Origin of the sequence: Embleya sp. NPDC050493 (assembly GCF_044458105.1) — a bacterium.
In the GTDB taxonomy this organism is placed as follows: Bacteria; Actinomycetota; Actinomycetes; order Streptomycetales; family Streptomycetaceae; genus Embleya.
Genome location: NZ_JBITHP010000005.1, coordinates 433,579 through 456,268 on the forward strand (window position 1 = coordinate 433,579; position 22,690 = coordinate 456,268).

At 70.4% G+C, this 22,690-nt stretch carries 16 protein-coding genes; 14 read left to right on the forward strand and 2 right to left on the reverse strand.

The annotated features are described in order from the left end of the window. Positions 1–215 precede the first annotated feature (215 nt). The 8 genes from ACIBM5_RS13940 to ACIBM5_RS13975 all read left to right on the forward strand — a co-directional run bounded on the left by ACIBM5_RS13940 (position 216) and on the right by ACIBM5_RS13975 (position 13,408). Positions 216–2,270 carry a BTAD domain-containing putative transcriptional regulator gene (locus tag ACIBM5_RS13940; protein ID WP_396007043.1) on the forward strand — a complete coding sequence of 685 codons (2,055 nt, stop codon included), beginning with the start codon at positions 216–218 and terminating at the stop codon, positions 2,268–2,270. Further along, positions 2,245–3,480, forward strand: a complete 1,236-nt coding sequence (gene kynU, locus ACIBM5_RS13945; RefSeq protein ID WP_396007044.1) for a kynureninase — start codon at positions 2,245–2,247, stop codon at positions 3,478–3,480. Before ACIBM5_RS13940 ends, kynU begins: the two co-directional genes overlap by 26 nt. A 191-nt stretch (positions 3,481–3,671) precedes the next feature. Beyond that, positions 3,672–5,207 carry a tryptophan halogenase family protein gene (locus tag ACIBM5_RS13950; protein WP_396007103.1) on the forward strand — a complete coding sequence of 512 codons (1,536 nt, stop codon included), beginning with the start codon at positions 3,672–3,674 and terminating at the stop codon, positions 5,205–5,207. A 31-nt stretch (positions 5,208–5,238) separates the two neighbouring features. Next, positions 5,239–5,790 (forward strand): flavin reductase family protein, encoded by a 552-nt coding sequence (locus ACIBM5_RS13955; protein ID WP_391581479.1) that lies wholly within the window; start codon positions 5,239–5,241, stop codon positions 5,788–5,790. Positions 5,791–5,989: 199 nt separating this feature from the next. Next, on the forward strand, positions 5,990–7,468 hold the full coding sequence (locus ACIBM5_RS13960) for a cation:proton antiporter (protein ID WP_396007045.1): 1,479 nt from the start codon (positions 5,990–5,992) through the stop codon (positions 7,466–7,468). Further along, entirely contained in the window at positions 7,386–8,918 is a 1,533-nt protein-coding gene (locus ACIBM5_RS13965) for a tryptophan halogenase family protein (protein ID WP_396007046.1), read from the forward strand. Before ACIBM5_RS13960 ends, ACIBM5_RS13965 begins: the two co-directional genes overlap by 83 nt. A gap of 240 nt (positions 8,919–9,158) precedes the next feature. Beyond that, on the forward strand, positions 9,159–12,389 hold the full coding sequence (locus ACIBM5_RS13970; RefSeq protein WP_396007047.1) for a BTAD domain-containing putative transcriptional regulator: 3,231 nt from the start codon (positions 9,159–9,161) through the stop codon (positions 12,387–12,389). A 155-nt stretch (positions 12,390–12,544) separates the two neighbouring features. Then, positions 12,545–13,408 carry an alpha/beta hydrolase gene (locus ACIBM5_RS13975; protein ID WP_396007048.1) on the forward strand — a complete coding sequence of 288 codons (864 nt, stop codon included), beginning with the start codon at positions 12,545–12,547 and terminating at the stop codon, positions 13,406–13,408. A 138-nt stretch (positions 13,409–13,546) separates the two neighbouring features. Here the strand turns inward: ACIBM5_RS13975 and ACIBM5_RS13980 are convergent, their stop codons facing one another. Both ACIBM5_RS13980 and ACIBM5_RS13985 read right to left on the reverse strand, forming a co-directional pair. Further along, entirely contained in the window at positions 13,547–15,085 is a 1,539-nt protein-coding gene (locus ACIBM5_RS13980; RefSeq protein WP_396007049.1) for an MFS transporter, read from the reverse strand. Positions 15,086–15,418: 333 nt separating this feature from the next. After that, positions 15,419–16,429 carry an Lrp/AsnC family transcriptional regulator gene (locus ACIBM5_RS13985; protein WP_396007050.1) on the reverse strand — a complete coding sequence of 337 codons (1,011 nt, stop codon included), beginning with the start codon at positions 16,427–16,429 and terminating at the stop codon, positions 15,419–15,421. Between the two features lie 161 nt (positions 16,430–16,590). On the opposite strand from ACIBM5_RS13985, the gene ACIBM5_RS13990 reads away from it, so the two are divergent. The 6 genes from ACIBM5_RS13990 (at position 16,591) to ACIBM5_RS14015 (ending at position 22,675) form a co-directional block, all read left to right on the forward strand. Next, complete coding sequence (locus ACIBM5_RS13990) at positions 16,591–17,478, forward strand: SAM-dependent methyltransferase (protein WP_396007051.1); 888 nt, start codon at positions 16,591–16,593, stop codon at positions 17,476–17,478. A 229-nt stretch (positions 17,479–17,707) separates the two neighbouring features. Continuing rightward, on the forward strand, positions 17,708–18,769 hold the full coding sequence (gene aroF / locus ACIBM5_RS13995) for a 3-deoxy-7-phosphoheptulonate synthase (RefSeq protein WP_391581487.1): 1,062 nt from the start codon (positions 17,708–17,710) through the stop codon (positions 18,767–18,769). Between the two features lies 1 nt (position 18,770). Then, on the forward strand, positions 18,771–19,367 hold the full coding sequence (locus ACIBM5_RS14000) for a hypothetical protein (protein ID WP_396007052.1): 597 nt from the start codon (positions 18,771–18,773) through the stop codon (positions 19,365–19,367). Further along, entirely contained in the window at positions 19,364–20,029 is a 666-nt protein-coding gene (locus ACIBM5_RS14005) for a DUF6875 domain-containing protein (RefSeq protein WP_396007053.1), read from the forward strand. Before ACIBM5_RS14000 ends, ACIBM5_RS14005 begins: the two co-directional genes overlap by 4 nt. Before the next feature lie 22 nt (positions 20,030–20,051). Further along, on the forward strand, positions 20,052–21,089 hold the full coding sequence (locus ACIBM5_RS14010) for a ketoacyl-ACP synthase III family protein (protein ID WP_396007054.1): 1,038 nt from the start codon (positions 20,052–20,054) through the stop codon (positions 21,087–21,089). Continuing rightward, entirely contained in the window at positions 21,089–22,675 is a 1,587-nt protein-coding gene (locus tag ACIBM5_RS14015; RefSeq protein WP_396007104.1) for a (2,3-dihydroxybenzoyl)adenylate synthase, read from the forward strand. The genes ACIBM5_RS14010 and ACIBM5_RS14015 overlap by 1 nt, the downstream gene beginning before the upstream one ends. Positions 22,676–22,690: the final 15 nt, after the last annotated feature.

The window sequence follows — 22,690 nt, forward strand, 5'->3', positions numbered from 1 at the left end:
TAGGCATGCTTGATCTCTCGAAGAATTCTTACGAGACGACGGGGACGATCTCGCACAGCACGATGGGTGACCCCGAGGATCGGATGGAAATTCGCATCCTCGGGCCGGTGACGATGTACAGGGGGGGAATCGAGACATCTTTCGACGGAACCAAACCCAGCACCGCCTTGGCGGGCTTGCTCCTGGCCCACGGCACGGTGTTGTCCGACGCTCGAATGAGTAGCAACCTGTGGGGCGATCGCCCGCCCGCCACCGCGAGTTCGCAGATCTATACGTACATCTCGCGGCTGCGCAAACTGCTCGGGCCGGCCGGTACCTACATCGTGCGGCGCCAACCCGGCTACGCACTGAGCCTGGGCTCGGCCCGGTTCGACCACGAGGAGTTCGAACGCCTCAGCCGGATGGGCCACACGGCCTTGACGAACCGGCGGTTCGAGGAGGCCTCACGACACCTGGCGGCGGCGTTACGGCTGTGGCGCGGTCCGGCTCTGGCCAACGTGACCGAGTTCCTGGCCGCCAACGACGGTCCGTGGCTCGAGGAGGCGCGCATGCGGGCGCTGGAGGCTCGGATCGAGGCCGACATCGAACTCGGCCTGCATGCGCGACTGGTGCCCGAGCTGACCGCGCTGGTGGAGAGCCACCCGGTGCGCGAGCGCATGCGCACCTATCTGATGACCGCGCTGTACCGCTGTGATCGACAGGCCGACGCACTGGAGATCTACCAGCAGGGCCGGCACGTGTTGGCCGAGCAACTCGGGGTGGATCCGGGACACGCGATGAACACCGTCTTCCAGGGCATCCTGGAGGGAGATCCCGTGCTCGCGCGCTCGACGACCGGGGCGGGTCCACGGGCGGTCACCACCAACGCGTGGAGTCGGGTGCGACCGGCCATGCTGCCGCCCGACGTCGCCGACTTCACCGGCCGGCACAGCGAACTCGAGGTGATCGAGACCTTGTTGCGGGCGGGGACCACGGGTCCTGCGGGCCCCGAGGCGCTGGGGGTGTCGGTTCGCGCACAGCGGCCGACCTGCGCACTCGGGAGCCCGGTGGCGATCACCGGGATGGCCGGCATCGGCAAGACCGCACTGGCGATGCGGGCCGCCTACCGGTGCCTGGACGTCTTCCCCGACGGTCAACTCCAAGTGGATCTCGGGGGTCTCGACGAGCGACCCAAGGATCCGGGGCAGGTTCTCGCCTGGTTTTTACGCGCGTTGAACACCGACGAGTCGGCGATCCCCGATTCGATCGAGGAACGCATCCAGCTCTACCGCAGCAGGCTCGCCGGTCGGCGGATGCTGATCCTGCTCGACAACGCGCGCGACGAGAGCCAGATACGACCGCTGCTGCCGGGCGCCGCCGGGTGCCGGGTACTGATCACCAGTCGGTGCTCGCCGACCGCCCTGGACGGAGTCAGCCTGATCGAACCGGGCCCGCTGTCCGTGCAGGAGGGGCTGGAACTGCTGTCTCGGGTGGCGGGGGAGGCCCGGATCCAGGCCGAGCGCGAGATGGCCCGACGGCTGGTCGAGCTGTGCGGCGGTCTGCCGCTCGCGGTTCGGATCGCGGCCGTTCGTCTGCACGCCAGGCCGCACTGGCAGGTGGCCTCGCTCGTGGTCCGGATGGCCGCGGCGCGCGGCCACCTCGACGAACTGCGCACCTCCGACCTGGACGTCCGGTTCGGTATCCGGCAGAGCTATCGCGGGCTCGAACCGCGGGTGCGCCGGGCGTTGTGCCTGCTCACCCAACTGGACGTGCCGGACTTCCCGTTGTGGGCCGCCGCCGAGATCCTGCGGATGCCCCACGAGGAGGTCGAGGACGTACTGGAGGCGCTGGTGGACGCGCGACTGTTGTCCTTCGTCGCCGGCGCGGGCGGGACCACCACGCGCTATCGGCTGCACCGCCTGGTGCGCATCTTCGGTCGTGAGGAGGCCGGCATCGAGGCTTCCGCGGCACCGGAATTCGCGGTCGTCCTGGACCGGGCGTTGAACGCCTGGGTGCGCCGGGGGCACGAGGCGCAAGCCGCACCCGTGCGGGACGGTGAGCGCTGGTTGGAGGACGAGAAGAGCGCCCTGGTCGCCCTGTTCCGACAGGTTCGAGGGGCCGGAAAGTCCTCCAGCGCCTGGGAGTTGGGCCAGAGCGTGGCTCGCTTCCTGGATCGCTGCGCGTACCCGGACGAGCGGGTGGTCCCGCTCGGTCCGGCACTCGGCACGGCTCGCATCGCACCTCGGAATCGACGGAGGTCGGCACATGCCCACGACTCGCACCGACGCTGAACGACTGGACGCAGACGACGTGTTGGCCGGCTTCCGGGAGCGGTTCACGCTGCCGCCGGGGCTGATCTACCTGGACGGCAATTCGCTCGGCCCGCTGCCGACCTCGGTCGCTCCCGCCGTGCACGACGCGATCCACCGACAATGGCGCGAGAATCTGGTGCGCTCGTGGGTGGACTGGATGGAACTGCCCACCCGGGTGGGCGATCGGATCGGGGCCCTGCTGGGGGTCGGTCCGGGGCAGGTCGCGGTGGGCGACTCGACCTCGGTGCAGTTGTTCAACACGCTGGTCGGGGCGGCCCGACTGCGGCCGGGCCGGCAGGTGTTGTTGACCGATCCACGACACTTCCCCACCGACCGCTACATGGCCGACTCGGCGGCGAGGCTGCTGGGCCTGCGGGTGGTCGAGGTGCCTGCGGAGGAGGCGGCCGAGTGGTTGGCCCGAGACGGCCGGGACGTGGCGGTGGCGGCCTACCCGGTGGTGGACTACCGCACCGGTGAGCTGTGGGACGTCGCGGGTATCACCGCGGCGGCCCACGAGGTCGGCGCGGTCGTCCTGTGGGACGTCTGTCACGCGGTGGGCGTGCTGCCGCTCGACCTGGAGCGCCACGACGTCGACATGGCGGTGGGCTGTACCTACAAGTACCTGTCCGGCGGCCCCGGTTCGCCGGCCTTCGTGTACGTCGCGGAGCGCCACCACCAAGCCTTGGACCTGCCACTGGCCGGCTGGCTCGGACACGCCACCCCGTTCGCCACCGGCGGCCCGTATGTGCCGGCCGCCGGCATCGGGCGGGCCGTCGTCGGGACACCCGCGATCCTCTCGCTGGTCGCCCTGGACGCCGCGCTGGACGTCTATCGGGACGTGTCGGTCGAGCAGGTGCGCGCCAAGAGCCTTTCGCTCACCGCGTTCTTCGTCCGCTGTGTGGACGAACTACCGGACGAACCCGGCTTCGAGGTGGTCACCCCGCGCGCGGCCGAACGCCGCGGTTCACACGTCTCGTTGCGGCACGAGCACGCCTACGGGATGATCCGTGCCCTGATGCCGGAGGGCGTCGTCGCGGACAGCCGGCCGCCGGACCTGCTCCGCTTCGGATTTCACCCGCTATATGTCTCGCATCAAGACGTCCAGGAAAGTGTCGAACGGTTGCGGTGGGTTACCGAAACCAAACAGTACACCGATCCGCGATTCGCCCGAACGAGTGCTTTCGGTTAGCAAATGGTCTCGTCGGCGAGCGGTTGCGTAAGGGTCCGGGACGGTTCATAGGAAAAATATAGAGCCGTCTCTCAGGATGCTCTCCAGGGTCGGCCGCGGGGATCGAACCCCGCGGCCGCAGGCCGAAGGAGAGACTCGTGGACCATCGCATCAAAAGGCTGGTCGTTCTCGGCGGCGGGACTGCGGGGTGGATGACCGCCTCGTATCTGGGGAAGGCCCTCCAGGGTGCCGTGGACATCACGGTCCTGGAGGCGCCCACCATTCCTCGAATAGGTGTCGGCGAAGCCACCGTGCCCAACCTGCAGGCCGCGTTCTTCGACTACCTCGGAATTCCCGAGGACGAATGGATGCGCGAGTGCAACGCGAGCTTCAAGGCGGGCATCCGGTTCGTGAACTGGCGCACCCCCGGTAAAGGCGCGGCACAGCCGCGCACACTCGGCGGCGGCGTCGACCACTTCTACCACCACTTCGCCAACCTGCCCGAGCACGACGGGATTCCGCTCTCGCACTACTGGCACCTGCGCACGTTGCGGGGGGAGACCGACGTCCCCTTCGACTACGCGTGTTTCGCCGAGGCCGAGGTGCTCGACGCCAAGAAGGGCCCGCGCTACCGCGACGGCAGCCAGGCCACCGGCTACGCCTGGCACTTCGACGCCAACCTGGTCGCGGACTTCCTGCGCCGGTTCGCCACCGAGAAGCAGGGTGTGCGGCACATTCAGGACGAGATGACCGAGGCCCTCTTCGACGAGCGGGGCTACATCACGGCGCTGCGCACGAAGGAGGGTCGGCTTCTCGAAGGCGATCTGTTCGTGGACTGCTCCGGCTTCCGCGGCCTGTTGATCAACCAGGCGATGGAAGAGCCGTTCCTGGACATGTCCGACCAGCTGCTCTGCGACAGCGCCGTGGCCACCGCGATCCCGCACGACGACGCCGCCGACGGCGTCGAGCCGTTCACCTCGGCGATCGCGATGAGCTCGGGCTGGACCTGGAAGATCCCGATGCTGACCCGTTTCGGCACCGGCTACGTGTACTCGGGCAAGTTCACCAGTCAGGACGAGGCCACCCGCGAGTTCTGCGACCTGTGGGGCCTGGATCCCGACCATACGCCGTTCAACCACGTACGCTTCCGGGTCGGTCGCAACCGCCGGGCCTGGGTGCGCAACGTGGTGAGCATCGGACTCGCCTCGTGCTTCGTCGAACCGCTCGAGTCGACCGGCATCTACTTCATCTACTCGGCAGTGCACCAGCTCGCCAAGCACTTCCCGGACAAGCGATTCGACCCGACCCTGGTCGACCACTTCAACCGTGAGGTGGAGAGCATGTTCGACTTCACCCGCGACTTCATCCAGACGCACTTCTACTTCTCGCCGCGCGAGGACACGGACTTCTGGCGGGCCAACAAGGAGCTTCCGCTCGGCGACGACGTCCGGGAGAAGATCTCGCTGTATCGGGCCGGATTCCCGGTGAACACCTCGCAGGCCGGCGAGCGGGTGTACTACGGAAATTCCGAAGTGGACAACAAGAACTTCTGGAACAACACGAACTACTGGTGCATCTTCGCCGGTCTCGGCCATCTCCCGGATCGCGTGCTGCCCGCTCTGGAATACAAGCCGGCATCCATCGAAAGCGTCGAGAACCTGTTCGCCGAGGTCGATTCCCGGCGCCGACACCTGCTGGCCGAGCTGCCCACCACGTACGAATTCCTGCGCCAACTCCACGGCAAATGACGTCGCTCGACCGGCACTCCTGGAGTAATTCGTGACGCATTCCATCCGAGCCGAAGTGCACAACGACGCCCGGGTCGACCGCCAAGAGGAGCCGGCCGACCGTGCGGACCGGTTGCGCGCCTTCATGGCGGGCTTCCCCACCGGTGTCGGAGTGTTCACCACCTTCGACACCCAAAACCGCCCCTGGGGCATGACCTGCACGTCGATCAGCTGCGTGACACTGTCCCCGCCCACCCTGCTGGTCTGCCTGCGCCAGGGCAGCCCGACATTGGCGGCGGTCCGCTCGTGCGGGACCTTCGCGCTCAACCTGCTGAGCGGACATGCCAAGAGCACGGCCGAGCTGTTCGCCTCCGGCGCCCCGGACCGGTTCGCGCTCACTCCCTGGTGTCTGCCCGACGGCGCCGGCGGCCCGCATCTGGCCGAGGCCGCACACGGGGTCGCCGACTGCAAGGTGGTCCGCGACGACGTCGTCGGCGACCACGCGGTGATCTTCGGCGAGGTGATGGGCACGGCCCATCGTGCGTCGGCCGATCCGCTGCTGTACGGCCTGCGTGGCTATGCCGCCTGGCCCGGGCGCCCCTGAGTCACCGCGGCGCGCCCACCGTCCCCGTCGGCGGCGCGCCGCGGTGTGCGTTTTCCAGCCATCGCCGTGATCACCTTGCGCAGAGGAAGTCGCGATGTCCATCCGTGAAGACTCCCCGGCGGGAAGCGGTATCGACCCGCGGCCGCCCTTCGAGCACGAACACCCGCCGATACTCGACTCGCCCTTACCGGACCCGCCCGTGTCGCGAAGCCGGCAGGTCCTGCTCTACATGCTGATCGTCGGGCTGCCGGCGACGCTCGTCCTGATCGGTCTGTGGTTGGGCGTGCGCCATTACGGCGGACACAACGCCGTCACCGCCGGCGGTGTGCGTACGACCGCCGCGGACACCTTCGCGCACCTGCTCCTGGCGCTGGCGATCGTGCTGGTGCTCTGCCACCTGATGTCCCGACTGTTTCTGCGGATGGCGCAACCCGGGGTGATCGGCGAGATCTGCCTGGGCATCGTGCTCGGACCGTCCCTGCTCGGCCTGCTGTGGCCCGGCGGGTACCACTGGTTGTTGCCGGACTCGCTCAACGGGTCGATCAACGTGCTGGCCCAACTGGGCCTGATCTTCTTCATGTTCCTGGTCGGCTACGAGCTGGACCTGAGCCAGGTGCGCGGTCGCGGCCGGGTCGTGTTGATGATCAGCCACGTGGGAATCGCGGTGCCGATGCTCAGCGGCGTGCTGCTCGCCCTGGTCGGGTACTCCTCGCTGGCTCCGGACGGCGTGGGATTCGTACCCTTCGCATTGTTCTTCGCGGTGTCCATGAGCATCACCGCCTTCCCGGTGCTGGCCCGCATTCTGATCGACCGCCGAATGGAGCGCACCCGGCTCGGTGCGCTGGCGCTGGCCTGTGCCGCGATCGGTGATGTCACCGCGTGGTGTCTGTTGACGGTCGTGGTGGCCGCCACCGGCCATTCCTCCGGCTTCGGAGTGGCGCGAACCCTGCTGTGCACCGGCGCGTTCAGCGCGCTGATGTGGGGCGTGATTCGTCCCGCGCTGGCTCGCCTGGAAGGTGCCGGGCGCGAGTCGGAACCGCGCCGGTTGTCGGACGCGGCGGTGCTGCCCGCACTGCTCGCGGCGATCATGCTCACCGCGTTGGCCACCGATCGCATCGGCATCCACGCGATCTTCGGCGCCTTCCTGCTGGGCGTGATCGTCCCGCGCGGCTCGGTCACGGTCGAGGTCGCGTCGGCGCGCATGCGCGATCTGACCGTCACGCTGCTGCTGCCGCTGTTCTTCGTGTACTCGGGCCTGCGCACCGAGTTCGGCCTGTTCGGCTCGGACCGAGGGTTGTGGGGCTGGTGTCTGACCATCACCGCGGTGGCCGTGGTCGGCAAGTGGGGCAGCACCGTGCTGGTGGCCCGCGGCCTGCGCATCCCCGGCACCGAGGCACTGGCCCTGGGCACGCTGATGAACTGCCGCGGCCTGACCGAGCTGATCGTGCTCAACGTGGGTCTGGATCTGAAGGTGATCACACCCACCCTCTTCACGATGTTCGTGACCATGGCGCTCGTCTCCACCGTGATGACCTCTCCGGTCCTCACGCTGATCGATCGCCTGGCGAACTCTCGACGCAACCGAAAGGACGACAATGATCCGCAACGTGGTGATCGTGGGCGGCGGCACGGCGGGTTGGATGACCGCCACCTACCTGAAGCAGACCTTCAGGGATGAGGTCTCCGTCACCGTCGTGGAATCGGAGCGGGTGGGCACCGTCGGCGTCGGCGAGGCGACCTTCAGTACCATCCGCCACTTCTTCGCCTACCTCGGTCTGGAGGAGCGGGATTGGATGCCGAGCTGTGCGGCCTCGTACAAGCTCGGTATCCGGTACGCCAACTGGCGCGAGGTGGGCACGTACTTCTACCACCCCTTCGAGCGGCTCCCCGTGCTCGACGGATTCACCCTGGACGACTGGTGGTTGCACCTGGACGGCGACGTGGAGAACTTCGACACGTCCTGCCTGCTGTTGTCCGCGCTGTGCGAGGCGAACCGTTCGCCGCGTCTGCTCGACGGCAACCTGTTCACCACGCTGCTCGATCGCGAGGTCGGCAACGCCAACGAGCAGCGCACGCAGTTCCCGTACGCCTATCACTTCGACGCCGACCTGCTGGCCAAGTTCCTGACCACGTTCGGGGTCGAGCGCGGCGTGGGGCACGTCGTGGACGACGTGGTCGAGGTGCGCCGGGACGAGCGCGGGTGGATCAGTCATCTGGTCACCGCCGAGCACGGTGACATCCCCGGCGAACTGTTCATCGACTGCACCGGCTTCCGCGGGCTGCTGATCAACGGGGTGCTGGAGGAGCCGTTCGAATCCTTCGAAGACGTGCTGCCCAACAACCGCGCGGTGGCCCTGCGGGTACCCGCCGACCCCGGGCGGGAGATGGCTCCGTACACCTCCGCCACCGCGGCCGAGGCCGGGTGGATCTGGACGATCCCGCTGTACGAGCGGGTCGGCACCGGGTACGTGTACTCGGACGAGTTCTGCGACCCGGCCGAGGCCGAGCGCACGCTGCGCCGGTTCGCCGCGCCCGATCAGCCCGACCTGGAGGCGAACCACATCCGGATGCGGATCGGTCGCAACCGCAATTCCTGGGTGAAGAACTGCGTGGCGATCGGCCTGTCCAGCGGCTTCGTCGAGCCGCTCGAATCGACCGGGATCTTCTTCATCCAGCACGGCATCGAGCAGTTGGTGAACTACTTCCCCGACCGTGACTGGGACCCCGCGCTGGCGGTGCGCTACAACCGCAGCATCGCCGAGGTGATCGACGGGGTGAAGGAGTTCCTGGTCCTGCACTACTGCGCGGCAGGGCGTGAGGACACCCCGTACTGGAAGGCGGCCAAGACCCGCCCGCTGCCCGAGGGCCTGGCCGAGCGGCTGGAGTCGTGGCGCACGCTGCTGCCCGAGGCGGACACCATCTACCCGCGCTTCCACGGCTTCGAGGCCTACAACTGGAAGGTGATGCTGATCGGACTCGGCAAGGCGCCGGCCCGGGCGCGGCCGGCCCTGGCCGGTCTGGACCCCAGCGGTGCCATGGCCGAGTTCGCGGCGATCCGCAGGCAGGCCGAACGACTGGTCGGCGAACTGCCCAGCTGCCGGGAGTACCTGAGCCGCATGCGCGGCTGATCTCGGCCGGGCGCAAGACCGGGGCGGAATTCGCGGATACCGGTCGTCGATCGGCGGCCGGTATCCCTGTTCTTGGAGAAACCAGTGACCACAGCATCCTTTCCGGTGCACCGCTCACCGGCGGTCCGCGGGGGCGGAGACGGTGCGACGTCGCCCGGTTCGGGCCGCGGCTTACCGGATCGTGCCGACTTCCTGATCCTCGGACCGCTCGAAGTCATCGTCGACAATCGCTCCGTCCCCTTGCGGGCGCCCAAGCAACGCAGCCTGCTGGCCTGCCTGCTGCTGCACGCCGGACAAACGGTGGGCGTGGAGAAACTGCTCGGCCACCTCTGGGAGGGAAACCCTCCGGCAAGCGGCCGCAATGCCTTGCACGTGCACATGAACCGGCTGCGCCAGACATTGGAGCAGGCCGGCGGAGAACGGCTGATCCACACCGTGCCCGAGGGGTATCGGATCACGATCGCCGCGTCGGCGCTGGACCTGAACCGGTTCGACGACCTGGTCGAGCGCGCCGAGCAGGCGCGCGCGGCAGATCGGCCCGCCGAGGAGGCCGATCTGCTCGCCGCCGCCCTGGCCCTGTGGCGTGGCCCGGCACTGGACGACGTGCCCGCGGAGACCCTGCAGCGCGAGGCGGTGCCCGTACTGACCGAACGCCGGTTGCGCGCGGCCGAGCGGTACTTCGACGTCGGCCTGTTCCTGGGCCGACAGGACCGGATCCTGGCCCCGCTGCGTCAGATGACCGCCGACCATCCCTATCGCGAACGGTTCTGGTATCAGCTGATCCTCACGCTGTACCGCTGCGATCGGCAGGCGGAGGCGCTGGCTGCGTACGCCGACGTCCGGGACAGGCTCAACGAGGAGTTGGGCATCGACCCGGGTGAGCGACTGGTGCGGTTGCAGCGGGCGATCCTCAGCGGTGCGCAGACCCTGGCACCCGAGTCCGCCGCCAAGCACCGCGCACCGGCCGCCGAGCAGTCCCGAGGGTCGTGGACGCCGCTGTATCAACTCCCGCGCGACGACCCCGATTTCGTCGGACGCGAGGCGGTGCTCGGTTGTATCGCCGAGGCCGCCACGCCGCACCACGGGTTGCCCGCGTCGCCGGTCGTGGTGCTCTCGGGCGGGCCGGGGGTGGGGAAGACGGCGACCGCGCTGCGGGCCGCGCACCGGTTGCGCCGGTTGTTTCCGGACGGCCAGTGGTACGTGCGCCTGAGCGGCGCCGACGGCGACCCCCGTGATCCGGCCGAGGTGTTGGCGGAACTCCTGTCGGCGTCGGGCCAGTTCCGCGTGCCGGCCGGCCTGGAGGCACGCGCGGCGGCGTTGCGTGCCCAACTGGCGGACCGAAGGGTGCTGTTGGTGCTCGACGACGTCACTCGCGCCGAGCAGGTCACGCTGCTGCTGCCCGGCACCGCGGGCTCGGCGGTACTGGTGACCAGTCGAGTGGATCTGCCGGAACTGAGCGCCTCCTGTGGCGCCCGGTTGTTCGCGCTGTCGGACGAACTGACCGAGACCGAATCCGCAGCGCTGCTCGACGGTGTGGTGGGTGCGCCCCGGCTCGCCGCCGAGCGCGAGGCCGCGGTGGAGCTGGCGCGGTTGTGCGATCGCCTGCCCCTGGCCCTGCGGATCGCCGCGGCGACGCTCGCCGCCGATCCCCAGTGCCGCCTCGCGGACTACGTGGCCCAGTTGCGCGAGGCGGGCCCGCTGAGTCGGCTCACCCTGGGACTCGGCCCTCGGGCCGGTGTGCGCGACGCCTTCCGGGCGGCGGTCGGGCTGCTCTCGCCCCAGGCCGCGCGGGTGTATCGGCTGTTGCCCTTGACTCCCGGACCGGATTTCGGCATCGCCACCGTCCGGGTGCTGGCGGACCTGGCCGACGACGAACGGGCCAAGGAGATTCTGGACCGGCTCGCGGCCGGCCACCTGGTCGCCCCCAGCGGCCCCGGCCGGTTCCGGCTGCGGGGACTGACGCGTGCGCATGCCGCCGAGTTGTCGCAGACCGCGGACGCACCCGCCGAGCGCACGCGGGCGGCGCGGCGGGTGAGTGCGTGGCTGTTCGCGGGTGTGCAGGAGGCGGTCCGCAGGCTCGGCCCGGGCACCTGTGCCGAGGTCTTCGGACCGGGCGAGGAGCGGGCACGGTTCGCCGACGTGAGTGCCGCCTCGGCCTGGCTGGACGCCGAGCGGGCGGCCCTGGTGGCCCTGGTGGAGACGGGTGGCGCCGATTGCCCGGTGATCGCGACGGCCGCGTTGCTCGGTCCCTACCTGGCCGAGGGCGGGCACCACGATCAGGCGCTGCGCTGTGCCCTGGCCGCGCGGGCGGCCGAACGGCGTAGCGGGAGCGGCTGGACCGCGGCCACGTTGATCGGACTCGGCTTCGCCCATCTGGGTCTGGGGCGATCGACCCGAGCCCGGCTGTACTTCACCCGGGCGCTCGAACGCGACCTCACGGCGAACGAGCCCTGGCAGCGGTTGGCCGCCCTGCGTGGCCTCGGGCTCGCGATCGGCGTCGAGCAGTGCGGCGCGAGGGCCATCGAGGTGTTGACCACGGCCCGCGACCTGGCCGACCGGCTCGGCGGACCGCGGGCGGCCGCATGCGTCCGACGCGACCTGGCAGCCGAGTTGCACCGGGCGGGCCGGCTGGACGAGGCCCGCGAGGAGTTGCTGGCCGCGCTGCGCGACGCCCGCGACGCCGAGCCGGGCGGATCCGGACCCGGTACGGCCCGAACGTTGTGGCGGCTGGGCCTGGTCTCGCACGATCAGGGCCGTGCCGAGCGGGCGGTCAGCTATCTCGCCCAGGCCTTGGCATCCGGCGGTACGGTCCGTGATCAGGCCGCGATCGAGGCCGTGCTGGCGCGGACCTACCTCGAACGCGGGGGTCTGGGCACCGCGGCCCGACACGGCGGCGAGGCGCTGCGGTTGGCATGCGCCGGCGGCGACGTGCGGTCTCGGGCACACGCGTTGAACGTGCTCGGTGAGATCGCCCGCGTGCAGGGGCACCGCGACCTCGCGCTTCGGCATCACACGGTGGCGCTGAGGCTGGCCCGCCGGGTCGGCTCCACGCGGGGTGAGTGCGATGCCCGGTCCGGCCTGGTGCTGGTGCTGCTCCAGGGCCGGGACGCGGACGGGATTCGGCTCGCGACGCGACACGCCCGGGCAGCGGTCGGCACCGCCGGTCGGGCCGGTCGACCCCTGGTCTACGCGCGCGCCTGCCACACCGTGCACATGGTTTCGGCGGCATCGATCGGGACCGGCGGCACTCGGCCGCGCCGAAGCGAAGGAGGCTCACGTGCACGCGTGTTCGTGGTTCAGGCGGAAAAGGCGGAGACAGCCGTGCCACGCAGATTGCCGGCGCCGCCCGCGTTTCGGCAACAGGAGGCGGCGATGCCCGCGTTGACCGGACCGGGACGGACCAGGCGAACGTGCCGGGACGTCACCCGGCGCGAGGTGTGGGAGCGGGCGGCACTGGAGGACAGCGCCTGAGGCTGTCTGTCGTCGAACCCGCGAACCCGCGAACCCGCGAACCCGCGACCCCGCGACCCCGCGAACCACCGAACCGCCGACCGCCGAGCCCCGAACCGTCGAACTCTCGAACCCCGAACGCCGGTGCCGCGGCGTCGACCGAATGTGGAGGACCCATGACGATCGTGTACGGCGCGTTCGATCGGGCCGCGCTCGACCGGGAGTATTCGCCGAGTTCCCGCGCGCCCGACTTTCTCCGGATACTGGACCAGGCCGCGGCCAGGAGCCGGCAGGCGCGCGCCGACCTGGCATGCCGCCCGGACGTGCGATACGGACCGGGTCCGGCCGAACGACTCGACTACTTCCCGGCGACCCGGCCCGGGGCGCCGCTGTTCGTCTTCGTCCACGGCGGCCACTGGCAGCAGTGCAGCAAGGAGGAATCGGCCTTCGCCGCACCCCGGTTCGTGAAGGCCGGGGCCGCCTTCGCGGCGCTGGGGTACGGACTGGCGCCGGGTTGTTCGCTGGGCTCGATGGTCGAGTCCGTGCGGCGCGGGCTGCGCTGGTTGTGCGAGCGTGGTGCGTTGCTCGGACACGCGGGCGACGCGGTGTACGCGGGCGGGAGTTCGGCGGGTGCGCATCTCGTCGCGGCGGCGCTGAGCGGGCCCGAGGCGGGGCCGCGGTTGCCGGGAGTGTGCCTGCTCAGCGGGGTGTACGACCTCGAACCGATCCGGTCGAGCTACGTCAACGACGCGCTGGGGCTGGATCGGGAAACCGCGCGGCGATACAGCCCGCTGCGTGGCGGGCCGCTTGCCGCGCAATCGGTGATCGTCGCCCGCGGTGCCGCCGAGACCTTCGAATACGCCCGTCAGCAGCGGGAGTTCGTCGAGGCTCTGCGGGCCCGGGAGCAGCCGGTCCGCGACCTGGTGGTGGTCGGGCGCAACCACTTCGACCTGCCGTTCGATCTCGGTCGGGTCGGGACCTCGGTCGGTGACGCGGTGCTGGCCCGGATGGGCCTGCTGCGACCCGCCGCCCGGTCCTGAACACGTGCGCACGCCGGTCGGACCGGAAATGTTCGGTCCGACCGGCGCGTACGCGTCGCCGGATCCGGCAGGCGCGCACGTGTGGCCCGAACACGGCACCGGGCGGCGTGGGCCCGTGATGACCGCCCGGGCAGGAGGTCAGACGTTTCCCGCCGCCGAGGTCGTCTCCGACAGCGGTTCGGACTCGTCGTCGGTCGATTCCCGGGTCGCGGGCGCGTCGACCAGGGCGAAGACCAGGATCGCGGCCAGGACGGCGACGGCCGCGGCGACCAGGAGCGTGACGTTGAGACCCGAGGCGAACGCCTCGCGGACCAGATGCTCCATCGAGTCCCGCTGGGGTTCGGGAGTGCGGGCGATCACACCTTGCGCCTGACCGCCGGTCAGCGCCCCGGCCACGTGGTGGGCGTTGGCCAGGTGGCCCTTGTCGGTGAGCACGTCCTGGACTCGGGCCTGGAAGATGACGCCGAACACGGCGATACCCAGGGCGAAGCCGAGTTGCCGGAAGGTGTTCACCGCTCCGCCCGCCATTCCGCCACGAGCCGCCGGCACCGAGGCCAACGCGGCGCCGGACAGGGTCGGAGTGACCAGCCCCACGCCCACCCCGGCCACCAGGAGGCCGGCGATGATCACCCCGCCCGACGAGTCGGCCTTCACGAACGCCTGCAGCGCCGCGCCCGCCGCGATGAAGAGCATGCCGATGCCGATCGCGGGTTTGGGGGCCCACGGTCCCAGTCGGCCCACCAGGGCGGAGAGCACGAACGCCGAGATGCTCAGCGGCAGGATGTACAGGCCCGCCTTGATCGGCCCGTAGCCCAGGACGGTCTGCAGCCACAGGGACGTGAACAGCAGGTAGGCGAACGCGGCGGCCTGCATCAACAACCCGGCCGACATGATCCCGACGAACGAACGGCTCCGGAAGAGCGTGAGATCCAGGATCGGGTACGGGTGCCGGCGCTCCACCACGATGAACAGGATCAGCGCGACCAGGCCGAGCCCGAGCATGCCCAGGGTGTTCACCGAGGTCCAGCCGTCGACGTGGGCCCGGATCAGCGCGAAGGTGACCGATCCGGCGGCGACGGTGAACGCGACGATGCCCGGGATGTCGATCCGGTGGCGTTCGGCGGGGCGCTCCTCCTTCAGCACGCGCACGCTCATCAGGACCGCGATCACGCTCACCGGGAGGTTGACGTAGAAGATCCAACGCCAGTCCAGGTATTCGGTCAAAAGGCCGCCGACCACCGGTCCCGCCGCCGCGGCCACCGCGTTGGTGGCCCCCCACACGGCGAACGCGACGGCGCGATCCTTGCCCCGGTAGTGCGAGCCCAGCAGGGCGATGGTGGTGCCGAACATGCCGGCCGCGCCGATGCCCTGCACACCTCGGGCCGCGATCAGCACCCCCGCGTCGGGCGCCAGCGCGCACACCAGCGAGGCGATCGCGAAGACCACCAGGCCGACCAGGTAGGTGGCCTTGCGGCCGAGTACGTCCGCCGTCGACCCGATGCCCAGCAGCAGTGCGGCCAGTGCCAACGCGTAGATGTCGACGACCCACTCCAGATCGGACAGCTCGGTGTCCAGATCGGTCGCCATGTCCGGCAGTGCCACGGTCACGATGGTCACGTCCACGAGCAGCATGAACGTACCGAGACAGATCGCCACAAGGGGCGGCCACTTACGCATGAGTTTCCTCTCGGCGGAGGGTGGTTGATGTCGAGAAACCCCGGATACCGGAACCTTCGCGGTGATCGGGCGGAACGCGCCACGCAGGGGGAACACATTGCTTGTTTTCGACATCGCGACCGGTGTCGAGGGCGGAAACCGTCCGGCCGTGGCCGGCGGGATCAGCCGTGGTCGGCTCGGCGGCGGGCAGGGGACGGCGGGCCGCACGGCTCGGGCCGGTCGTCGTGGATCGGGGCCCGGTCCGCGCCTCGGGCCCGGTCCGCGTCGTGGTCCCGGTCGGGGGCGGGCGCGGCGGTGGGTCGGGTCGGGTTCCGCTGCCGGTCTCGGCGGGCGTCAGCGCCGCGAGGGGCCCGATCCGGCGGAGGCCGACTTGGGCACGCTGCCGGCGCGCTTGACCGAGCGGATGACCGGAGCCGTCTCCATCGCCACCACCTGGTCCAAGCCGGCGATCCGGGTGGTCAGGTAGTGGTAGAAGTCGTCGGCGTCTCGGCAGGCGACCATCGCGACCAGGTTCGCGGAGCCGGTGATGGCGGCGGCGAAGGCCACCTCGTGATGCCCGGCCAGCGCCTCACCGACCGCGACCAGGGCCGCGGGCGGCACGGAGAGCCACAACATCATCTCGGTCTCGTAGCCGAGCAGCGCCGAATCGATCTCCACGTCGAAGAACAGCGCCCGGGCCCGGCGCAGGCTCTCCAACCGGCGCTTGGCGGTCGATTCGGACCAGCCGGTCACCTCGGCCAGTTTGGCGTAGCCGGCCCGACCGTCCAGGGCGAGCGTGGCCAGGAGCTTGCTGTCCCCCTCGAACAACTCCAGGCGTTCCCGGTGCTTGGGGGGATCGCCGAGCCCCGCGTCGAGTTCGCGGATCTGTTCCGGGGTCAGCGAGTTGGCCTTGCCGTGCCAGCCGGTCGGGCCGCCGGAGAACGCGTGCAGGATGTTGTGCGCGGTGACGCCGACCACGCGCGGAGTGCGCGGCAACTTCTGCAGAAGCAGGGAATCACGATCGCTGCGCGGGCCGCTGCGGGTGACGCAGACGATCTCGGTGCCGCCGGCGGTCAGGCTGACCCAGGAGGTGTCGTCGCGCCAGGCCAAGGCGGCGGCGATGCCGGCCGCCGCGTCGGGACTGCACTGGATCCGGACCAGCCACTCGACCTGACCGAAACGACTGACGTCGGGCAGGCCCAGCACCCGCATGGCGCCCGAGTTGTGCAGCTTGCGATAGCGGCGGGCCACCGTCTGATCGGATACCTGCAGGACCGCGGCCACCCGGCTGAAATGCGCCCGCCCGTCGATCTGGAGCGCGTGCACCAATTGCCGTTCCAGCGGGTCGAGCCTGGTGGAATCCACCCCACGACGCTACTTGAAAGCCGATATCCGGCGCCAGAGGGCAACTGGCTGGTATTTCCGTTTCGCTCCCCGGCAATCTGGCGACTGCCAACCGTGATCGCCCGACGACACACGGTGCTCGACGGGGCGCGGGCACCGCTGTCGGTGTGGAGAGGAAAGTGATGACCGAGCCGAGCCGTGATCCCTGCGACCACCGTGATTTCCCGCTGTCGGGAGCCGGTCTGACCGCGCTGACCATCGCCGTCGAACGCAACCTGGAGAGCCGTCGCCCCGATCGACTCTTCGACGACCACCTCGCGGCCGCCTTCCTGGCTCCCTTGGATGCGGTCGGGGCGGCGTTGCCGGCCGGGTTCGCCCCCCGGCGGTCACTGGGTGGACGCTGGGCCGGGATACACGGGTTCATCGGGCTGCGCACTCGCCTGTTCGACGACGAACTGCTGGCCGCGACTCACGCGGGAGGGCGCCAAGTGGTGCTGCTCGGGGCGGGGTTGGACACCCGGGCCTTCCGACTGCCCTGGCCGCCGGGGGTGCGCGTGTTCGAGCTCGACCGGGAGGATGTCCTGCGCTACAAGACCGCCGTGCTGGCGCGGGCGAGGGCGCTCCCGCGATGCCACCGGGTGTCGGTGGCGGTCGACCTCGGCAAGGAGTGGGCGGCGGCGCTGTGTTCGGCGGGATTCGATCCCGCGCTGCCCACCGCGTGGGTGGCCGAGGGCCTGCTGCTCTACCTCGGTCGGGCCGACTGCGATCAACTGATCACGCGGATCGGCGCGTTGTCGCAACCGGGCAGCAGGCTCGTCCTGGACCACGTCAACGCGGCGATGATGCAGACCGAGGAATTCGCCCGAATGGCGCACGAGCTCGCCCGGATCGGAGTGGCCTGGCGGTCCTCGATCGACGACCCGCTCGGGTGGCTGGCCGGCTTCGGCTGGCACGCCGACCTCGTCGACGTCGAGTCCTGCGCCGCCGCGCTGGGGCGGCCGGTTCCGCCCGTGCTCGCCGCCAACCAGCGGCTGGCCCAACGCCTGTGGCTGGTCTCGGCGCGACGGTGAGCGATCGCCGGGCGCCGGGTGCGGGCCGATTCGGACCCACCGGGGCGCCCGGCTCGTACCCGCCGGACGGCCTCGATCGATGCGTCCGCGGTCCCGCGCCCCTGCTCGGCTGAGACGCAAGAGACACGAAAGAGGCGTGTAAGTGCGGCCTGTCAGTGTCCGATTCGGCCTGGACGGGGGTTCGGGTCGCGCAATCAGGACGCTGGGGGACTCGCCGATGATCGTGGTGATGGATCAGACCTCCGCCCCGGAGCACGCCGACGACGTGGCCGCGGCGCTTCGTGCGGAGGATATGCAGGTGCTGCGCAGCCGATGCCACGGCCGCGCCCACCTGATCTCGACCAAGACCGCTCCACGGGGCCTGGCCGAACGCATCCGACCGTTGCCCGGGGTGGAGTCGGTGGTCGACACCGAGGACGCACTGCGCTTCACCGGACGTGCCTACCAACCCGCCGACACCGTCGTGGACGTGGCCGGAGTGGCGATCGGTGGACCGGCGTTCGTGGTCGTGGCGGGGCCGTGCGCGGTGGAGAACCGGACCCAGATGAGCGACTCCGCGCACGGCGTCGCGCTGGCCGGCGGCGCCATCCTGCGTGGTGGCGCCTACAAGCCGCGGACCTCGCCGTACAGCTTCCAGGGGTTGGGACGCGCCGGTCTGCGTCTGCTCGCCGAACAGCGCGAGGTCACCGGGTTGCCGATCATCACCGAGGTCCTCGACGTCGCGGATCTGGACGACATCCTGGAGGTCGCGGACATTCTCCAGGTCGGTACCCGGAACATGTGCAACGCCACCCTGTTGCGGGCGATCGGACGAAGCGGCCGGCCGGTGCTGCTCAAGCGGGGGATGGCGGCCACGATCGAGGAATGGCTGCTCGCGGCCGAGTACATCCTGTCCGAGGGCAACCCCGACGTGGTGCTGTGCGAACGCGGCATCCGCACGTTCGAGCCGGCGACCCGATTCACCCTCGACCTGTCCGCCGTCGCCGCGGTGCGGCGGATGAGCCACCTGCCGGTGATCGTCGACCCCAGCCACGCGGCCGGACGTACCGACCTGGTGCGCCCGCTCGCGCTGGCCGCCGCGGCGGTCGGCGCCGACGGCATCATGATCGACATCCATCCCGAGGCAGCCACCGCGCTGTGCGACGCCGGGCAGGCCCTGCACCCCAAGGAACTGGCCGAACTCACCGCCGATCTGGCCCGGTTGCTGACGGCGACCGGTCGGGTCCTGGCGGTGCCGCCACCTCGCTCGGTGGCCGCCCGCCCGCGCGCGCTGGCGACGGAAGGGGTCTGATGTGACCGTGCCCGGAGAGGGACACCGCAACGGCGGTCCCGACGCCGACGGCGACGACGCGACGGTCTGGCGGCACCGGCTCTTCGCCGCCGAGGTGAGCATGGCCAACGCGCTCGAACAACTGGACGCGGGTGGATACGACGCGTGGGCGGCGATCCTGGACCGGCTCGACGACGGCCGGCCCGAGCCCGACGAGACCGACACCGAGGGCTGGCGGGGCGTGTGCCTGCGCGCGTTGGCGCTCATCCGGGGTTACCTCGGCCACCGTTTCGGCGCCGAGGGGGTGCGTACCTGGGCCGCGCTGGACGCCCAGGCGTGGCACTGGGCGGAGCCGCAGGGCCGGCTGCACGCGGGCGTCGACCCGGCCGCCGCCGAACTCGCCCCTCAGGAGGCCGCGGCGCCCGCACGTAACCCATGCGAGACCGGTATGCGCGCCGGCGGGCCCGCCTGGCAAAACCGTCGCACGGTCTCGGCCAACACCGCGGACCCGATTCCGCTCAGCCAAACCGTCACCCTGGAGTGCTTCGCGCCGCCCGGTACACATTGGCCGCTTCGTGCCGCGAACTGCTCCGTGATCCGGGACGAGGGCATCCGATGAGGAAAGATCCGTTCGTCACCCTGGACGCCGAGCGCGACCGGGAGTTGCACGCCTGGCTCGGCGACTACATCGCCCGACCACACGCCGAACTCGGCCGGGACGGCCCGGTCTGCCCCTTCGTCGAACCCTCGCTGCGCGCCGATTCGCTGATCGCGGTGGGTCATCGCTGGGAGGGTCCGCCGCACCTGCCTCGCATGGTGCGCATGATCGAGGACGCCACCCGGATGTTCCGTTCGATCGACTGGAAGGTGCGCAACCCCCAGCTGCACGCGCTCGTGGTCCTGGTCACCGACCTGCCCGAGGACGGCTGGTGGTTGATCGACGAGGGCCATCGGGCGACCAAGGACCGGGCGGTGGCCGAGGGCCTGATGCTCGGCCAGTTCCACCCGGACTGCCGTGCCCCGGCCGCGCGCAACCCGCTGTTCCCGGTCAACCGGGCCCCCTGGCCGATGATCGCGATCAGGAACATGGCCTTCCACGACATCCTCTTCCTGCACGATCACCCGGGTTGGTTCGCCAACTACCGGGCCCGGTACTCCCGTTACTACGACGGTGGGGCCCGGATCGACCCGCGGTTCGCGAGCCTGTACGCATCCGCCGTCCGCGCGGCGGACGAGCACGCCGTCCCCGTCCTGTCCGGTCGTGCCGACCGGTCCCGATAATCCGGCGCCGAGGAGAGCAGCAATGAGATTCGACGGAATCCACCTGGCCGGTATCGGCACCTACCTTCCGGACCGGGTGAGCACCGAGGACGCGGTCGCGGCCGGCCGGTACGCCGCCGCCGAACGCGAGAGCAGTGGGTTGCTCTCCATCGGCGACGCCGGTGACCTGCCCGCCCCCGACATGGCGATCCGCGCCGCGAACGAGGCGCTCAAGCGGGCCGACCACGAGGCGAACGAGATCTGCAAGCTGTTCCACAGCACCGTGCACTACCAGGGACCGGACGTGTGGTCGGCGCCGCACTACATCGTGCGCAACACCATCGACCAGCCCATCTCGGCGATCGAGGTCCGGCACGGGTGCCTGGGCATCATCGAATCTTTGGTGCTGGGTGCCAACCACCTGCTGGCCGACCCGAGCCGCACCGCGGTACTCCTGACCACCGGGGACAACTTCAACACCCCCGCGGTCGACCGCTGGACGGTCTCCAAGCTGTTCGTACTCGCCGACGGCGCCGGTGCGATCGTGTTGTCCACCCGACCCGGGTTCGCCCGACTGGTGGCCACGGGCGCCCGATCCATCCCGGGGATGGAGGAACTGCACCGCGGCGGCGAACAGATGTTCCCGCCGGGCATCACCCGCGGCGAACCGCTCGACCTGGAGCGCCGGCGCGCCTACTGGGCCGGCCAATGGGCCGCAGGCAGCCCGCCGCCGATGGGGTCGCTGGGCGACCTGGTGGCCGACGTGGTGCGCGACACGGTGGCCGAGGCCGGGCTGACCATGGACGACATCACCCGCGTCGCCCACGTCAGCTTCGCGCAGGGCGCGCTGCGGGACACCTTCCTGGATCCGATAGGGATCGACGAAGCGCGCGGCACCTGGGAGTTCGTCCGGCGGACCGGTCACGCCGGCCCCTCGGACCACGTCGCCGGGCTGGAACACCTGTGGACGACCGGCGCGGTGCGCACCGGTGACCACGTGCTCCTGCTCGGTGGCACCCCGGGCTTCGAGGTGGCCTGCGCGATCGTGCGGATCACCGCGGACGCGGACGGAGGCCGGTGATGCTCGCCGGGTGCACGCCGTGGCCCGACGAATGGGCCGAGCGCTACCGCGAGTCGGGGTACTGGCAGGGCCGCACCCTGGGCGACCTGCTGCACGACTGGGCGCTGCGATACACCGACCGCATCGCGCTGGTGCACGAGGAACGCCGGCTGAGCTACCGCGAACTCGACCTGTGGGCCGACCGGGTGGCCGTCCGGCTGCGCGCCGAAGGAGTCACGGCGGGCGACCGGGTCGTGGTGCACCTGCCCAACATCCCCGAGTTCGTCGCGGTGTGCTTCGCGCTGTTTCGCCTCGGCGCGCACCCGGTGTTCGCACTGGCCGCACACCGCGGCAACGAGATCCGGCACCTGTGCCGCATCTCCGAGGCGGTCGCCTACGTCGTGCCCGACGGCCGGGTGGGCTTCGACTACCCGGCGCTGGCCAAGCAGATCCAGACCGACGTGCCCACCCTGCGCACGATCCTGATCGTGGGCGGCCCGGACGACTTCACCGCGGCCGAACCCGCCGGTGATCTCGGGCCGGTGCCCGTGGACCCGGGCGAGGTCGCGTTCTTCCTGCTGTCCGGCGGGACCACCGCGCTGCCCAAGTTGATCCCACGCACCCACGACGACTACGCCTACCAGGTGCGCGCCGGCAGCGAACTGTGCCGACTCACCCGGCAGGACGTGTACCTCGTGGTGCTCCCGGTGGAGTTCAACTTCCCCTGGGGATGCCCCGGCGTGCTCGGCACCCTCTCCGCCGGCGGCACCGTGGTGCTGGCCGCGGACGCCGGCGCGGACGAGTGCTTCGCGCTGATCGCCCGGGAGCGGGTGACCTTCACCTCGCTGGTGCCGGCCATCGCGCATCTGTGGCTGGAGGAGGTGGCGTGGAGCGAGCACGACCTGTCGAGTCTGCGCTTCATCCAGGTCGGCGGGGCCAAGCTGCCCGTCGACGTGGCCCGCCGGATCCCGCCCGCGTTCGGCTGCCGGCTGCAACAGGTCTTCGGGATGGCCGAAGGCATGCTGTCCTACGTCCGCGAGGACGACGATCCGGAGACCGCGTACACCACCCAGGGCCTGCCGCTGTCCCCCGCGGACGAGGTCCGGGTCGTCGACGAGCACGGCGATCCGGTGGCCCCCGGCGAGGCAGGGGAGATGCTCGTGCGCGGGCCGTACACCCTGCGCGGCTACTACCGGGCCGCCGAACACAACGAGCGGGCCTTCACCGCGGACGGCTTCTACCGCACCGGTGACGTGGTCAGACGCACCCCCGACGGCCATCTGGTGATCGAGGGCCGGATCAAGGACGTGGTGATCCGCGGCGGCGACAAGATCTCCGCGCCCGAGATCGAGGAGCATCTGCTTGCCCTGCCCGGTGTGCACCAGGTCGCACTGATCGGCCTCCCCGACCGGGTCCTCGGTGAGCGAACCTGCGCGTGCGTGGTCGTGCAGGGCCGGCCGCCCGAGCTGCTCGACCTGCGCCGGGCGCTGCACGACGAGGGCCTGGCCGACTACAAGCTGCCGGATCGACTGGAGATCGTGACCGCCCTGCCGCGCACCCCACTGGGCAAGGTCGACAAGAAGGCGCTGGTCGCCGCATTCTCCTGACCACACCGGCGACGG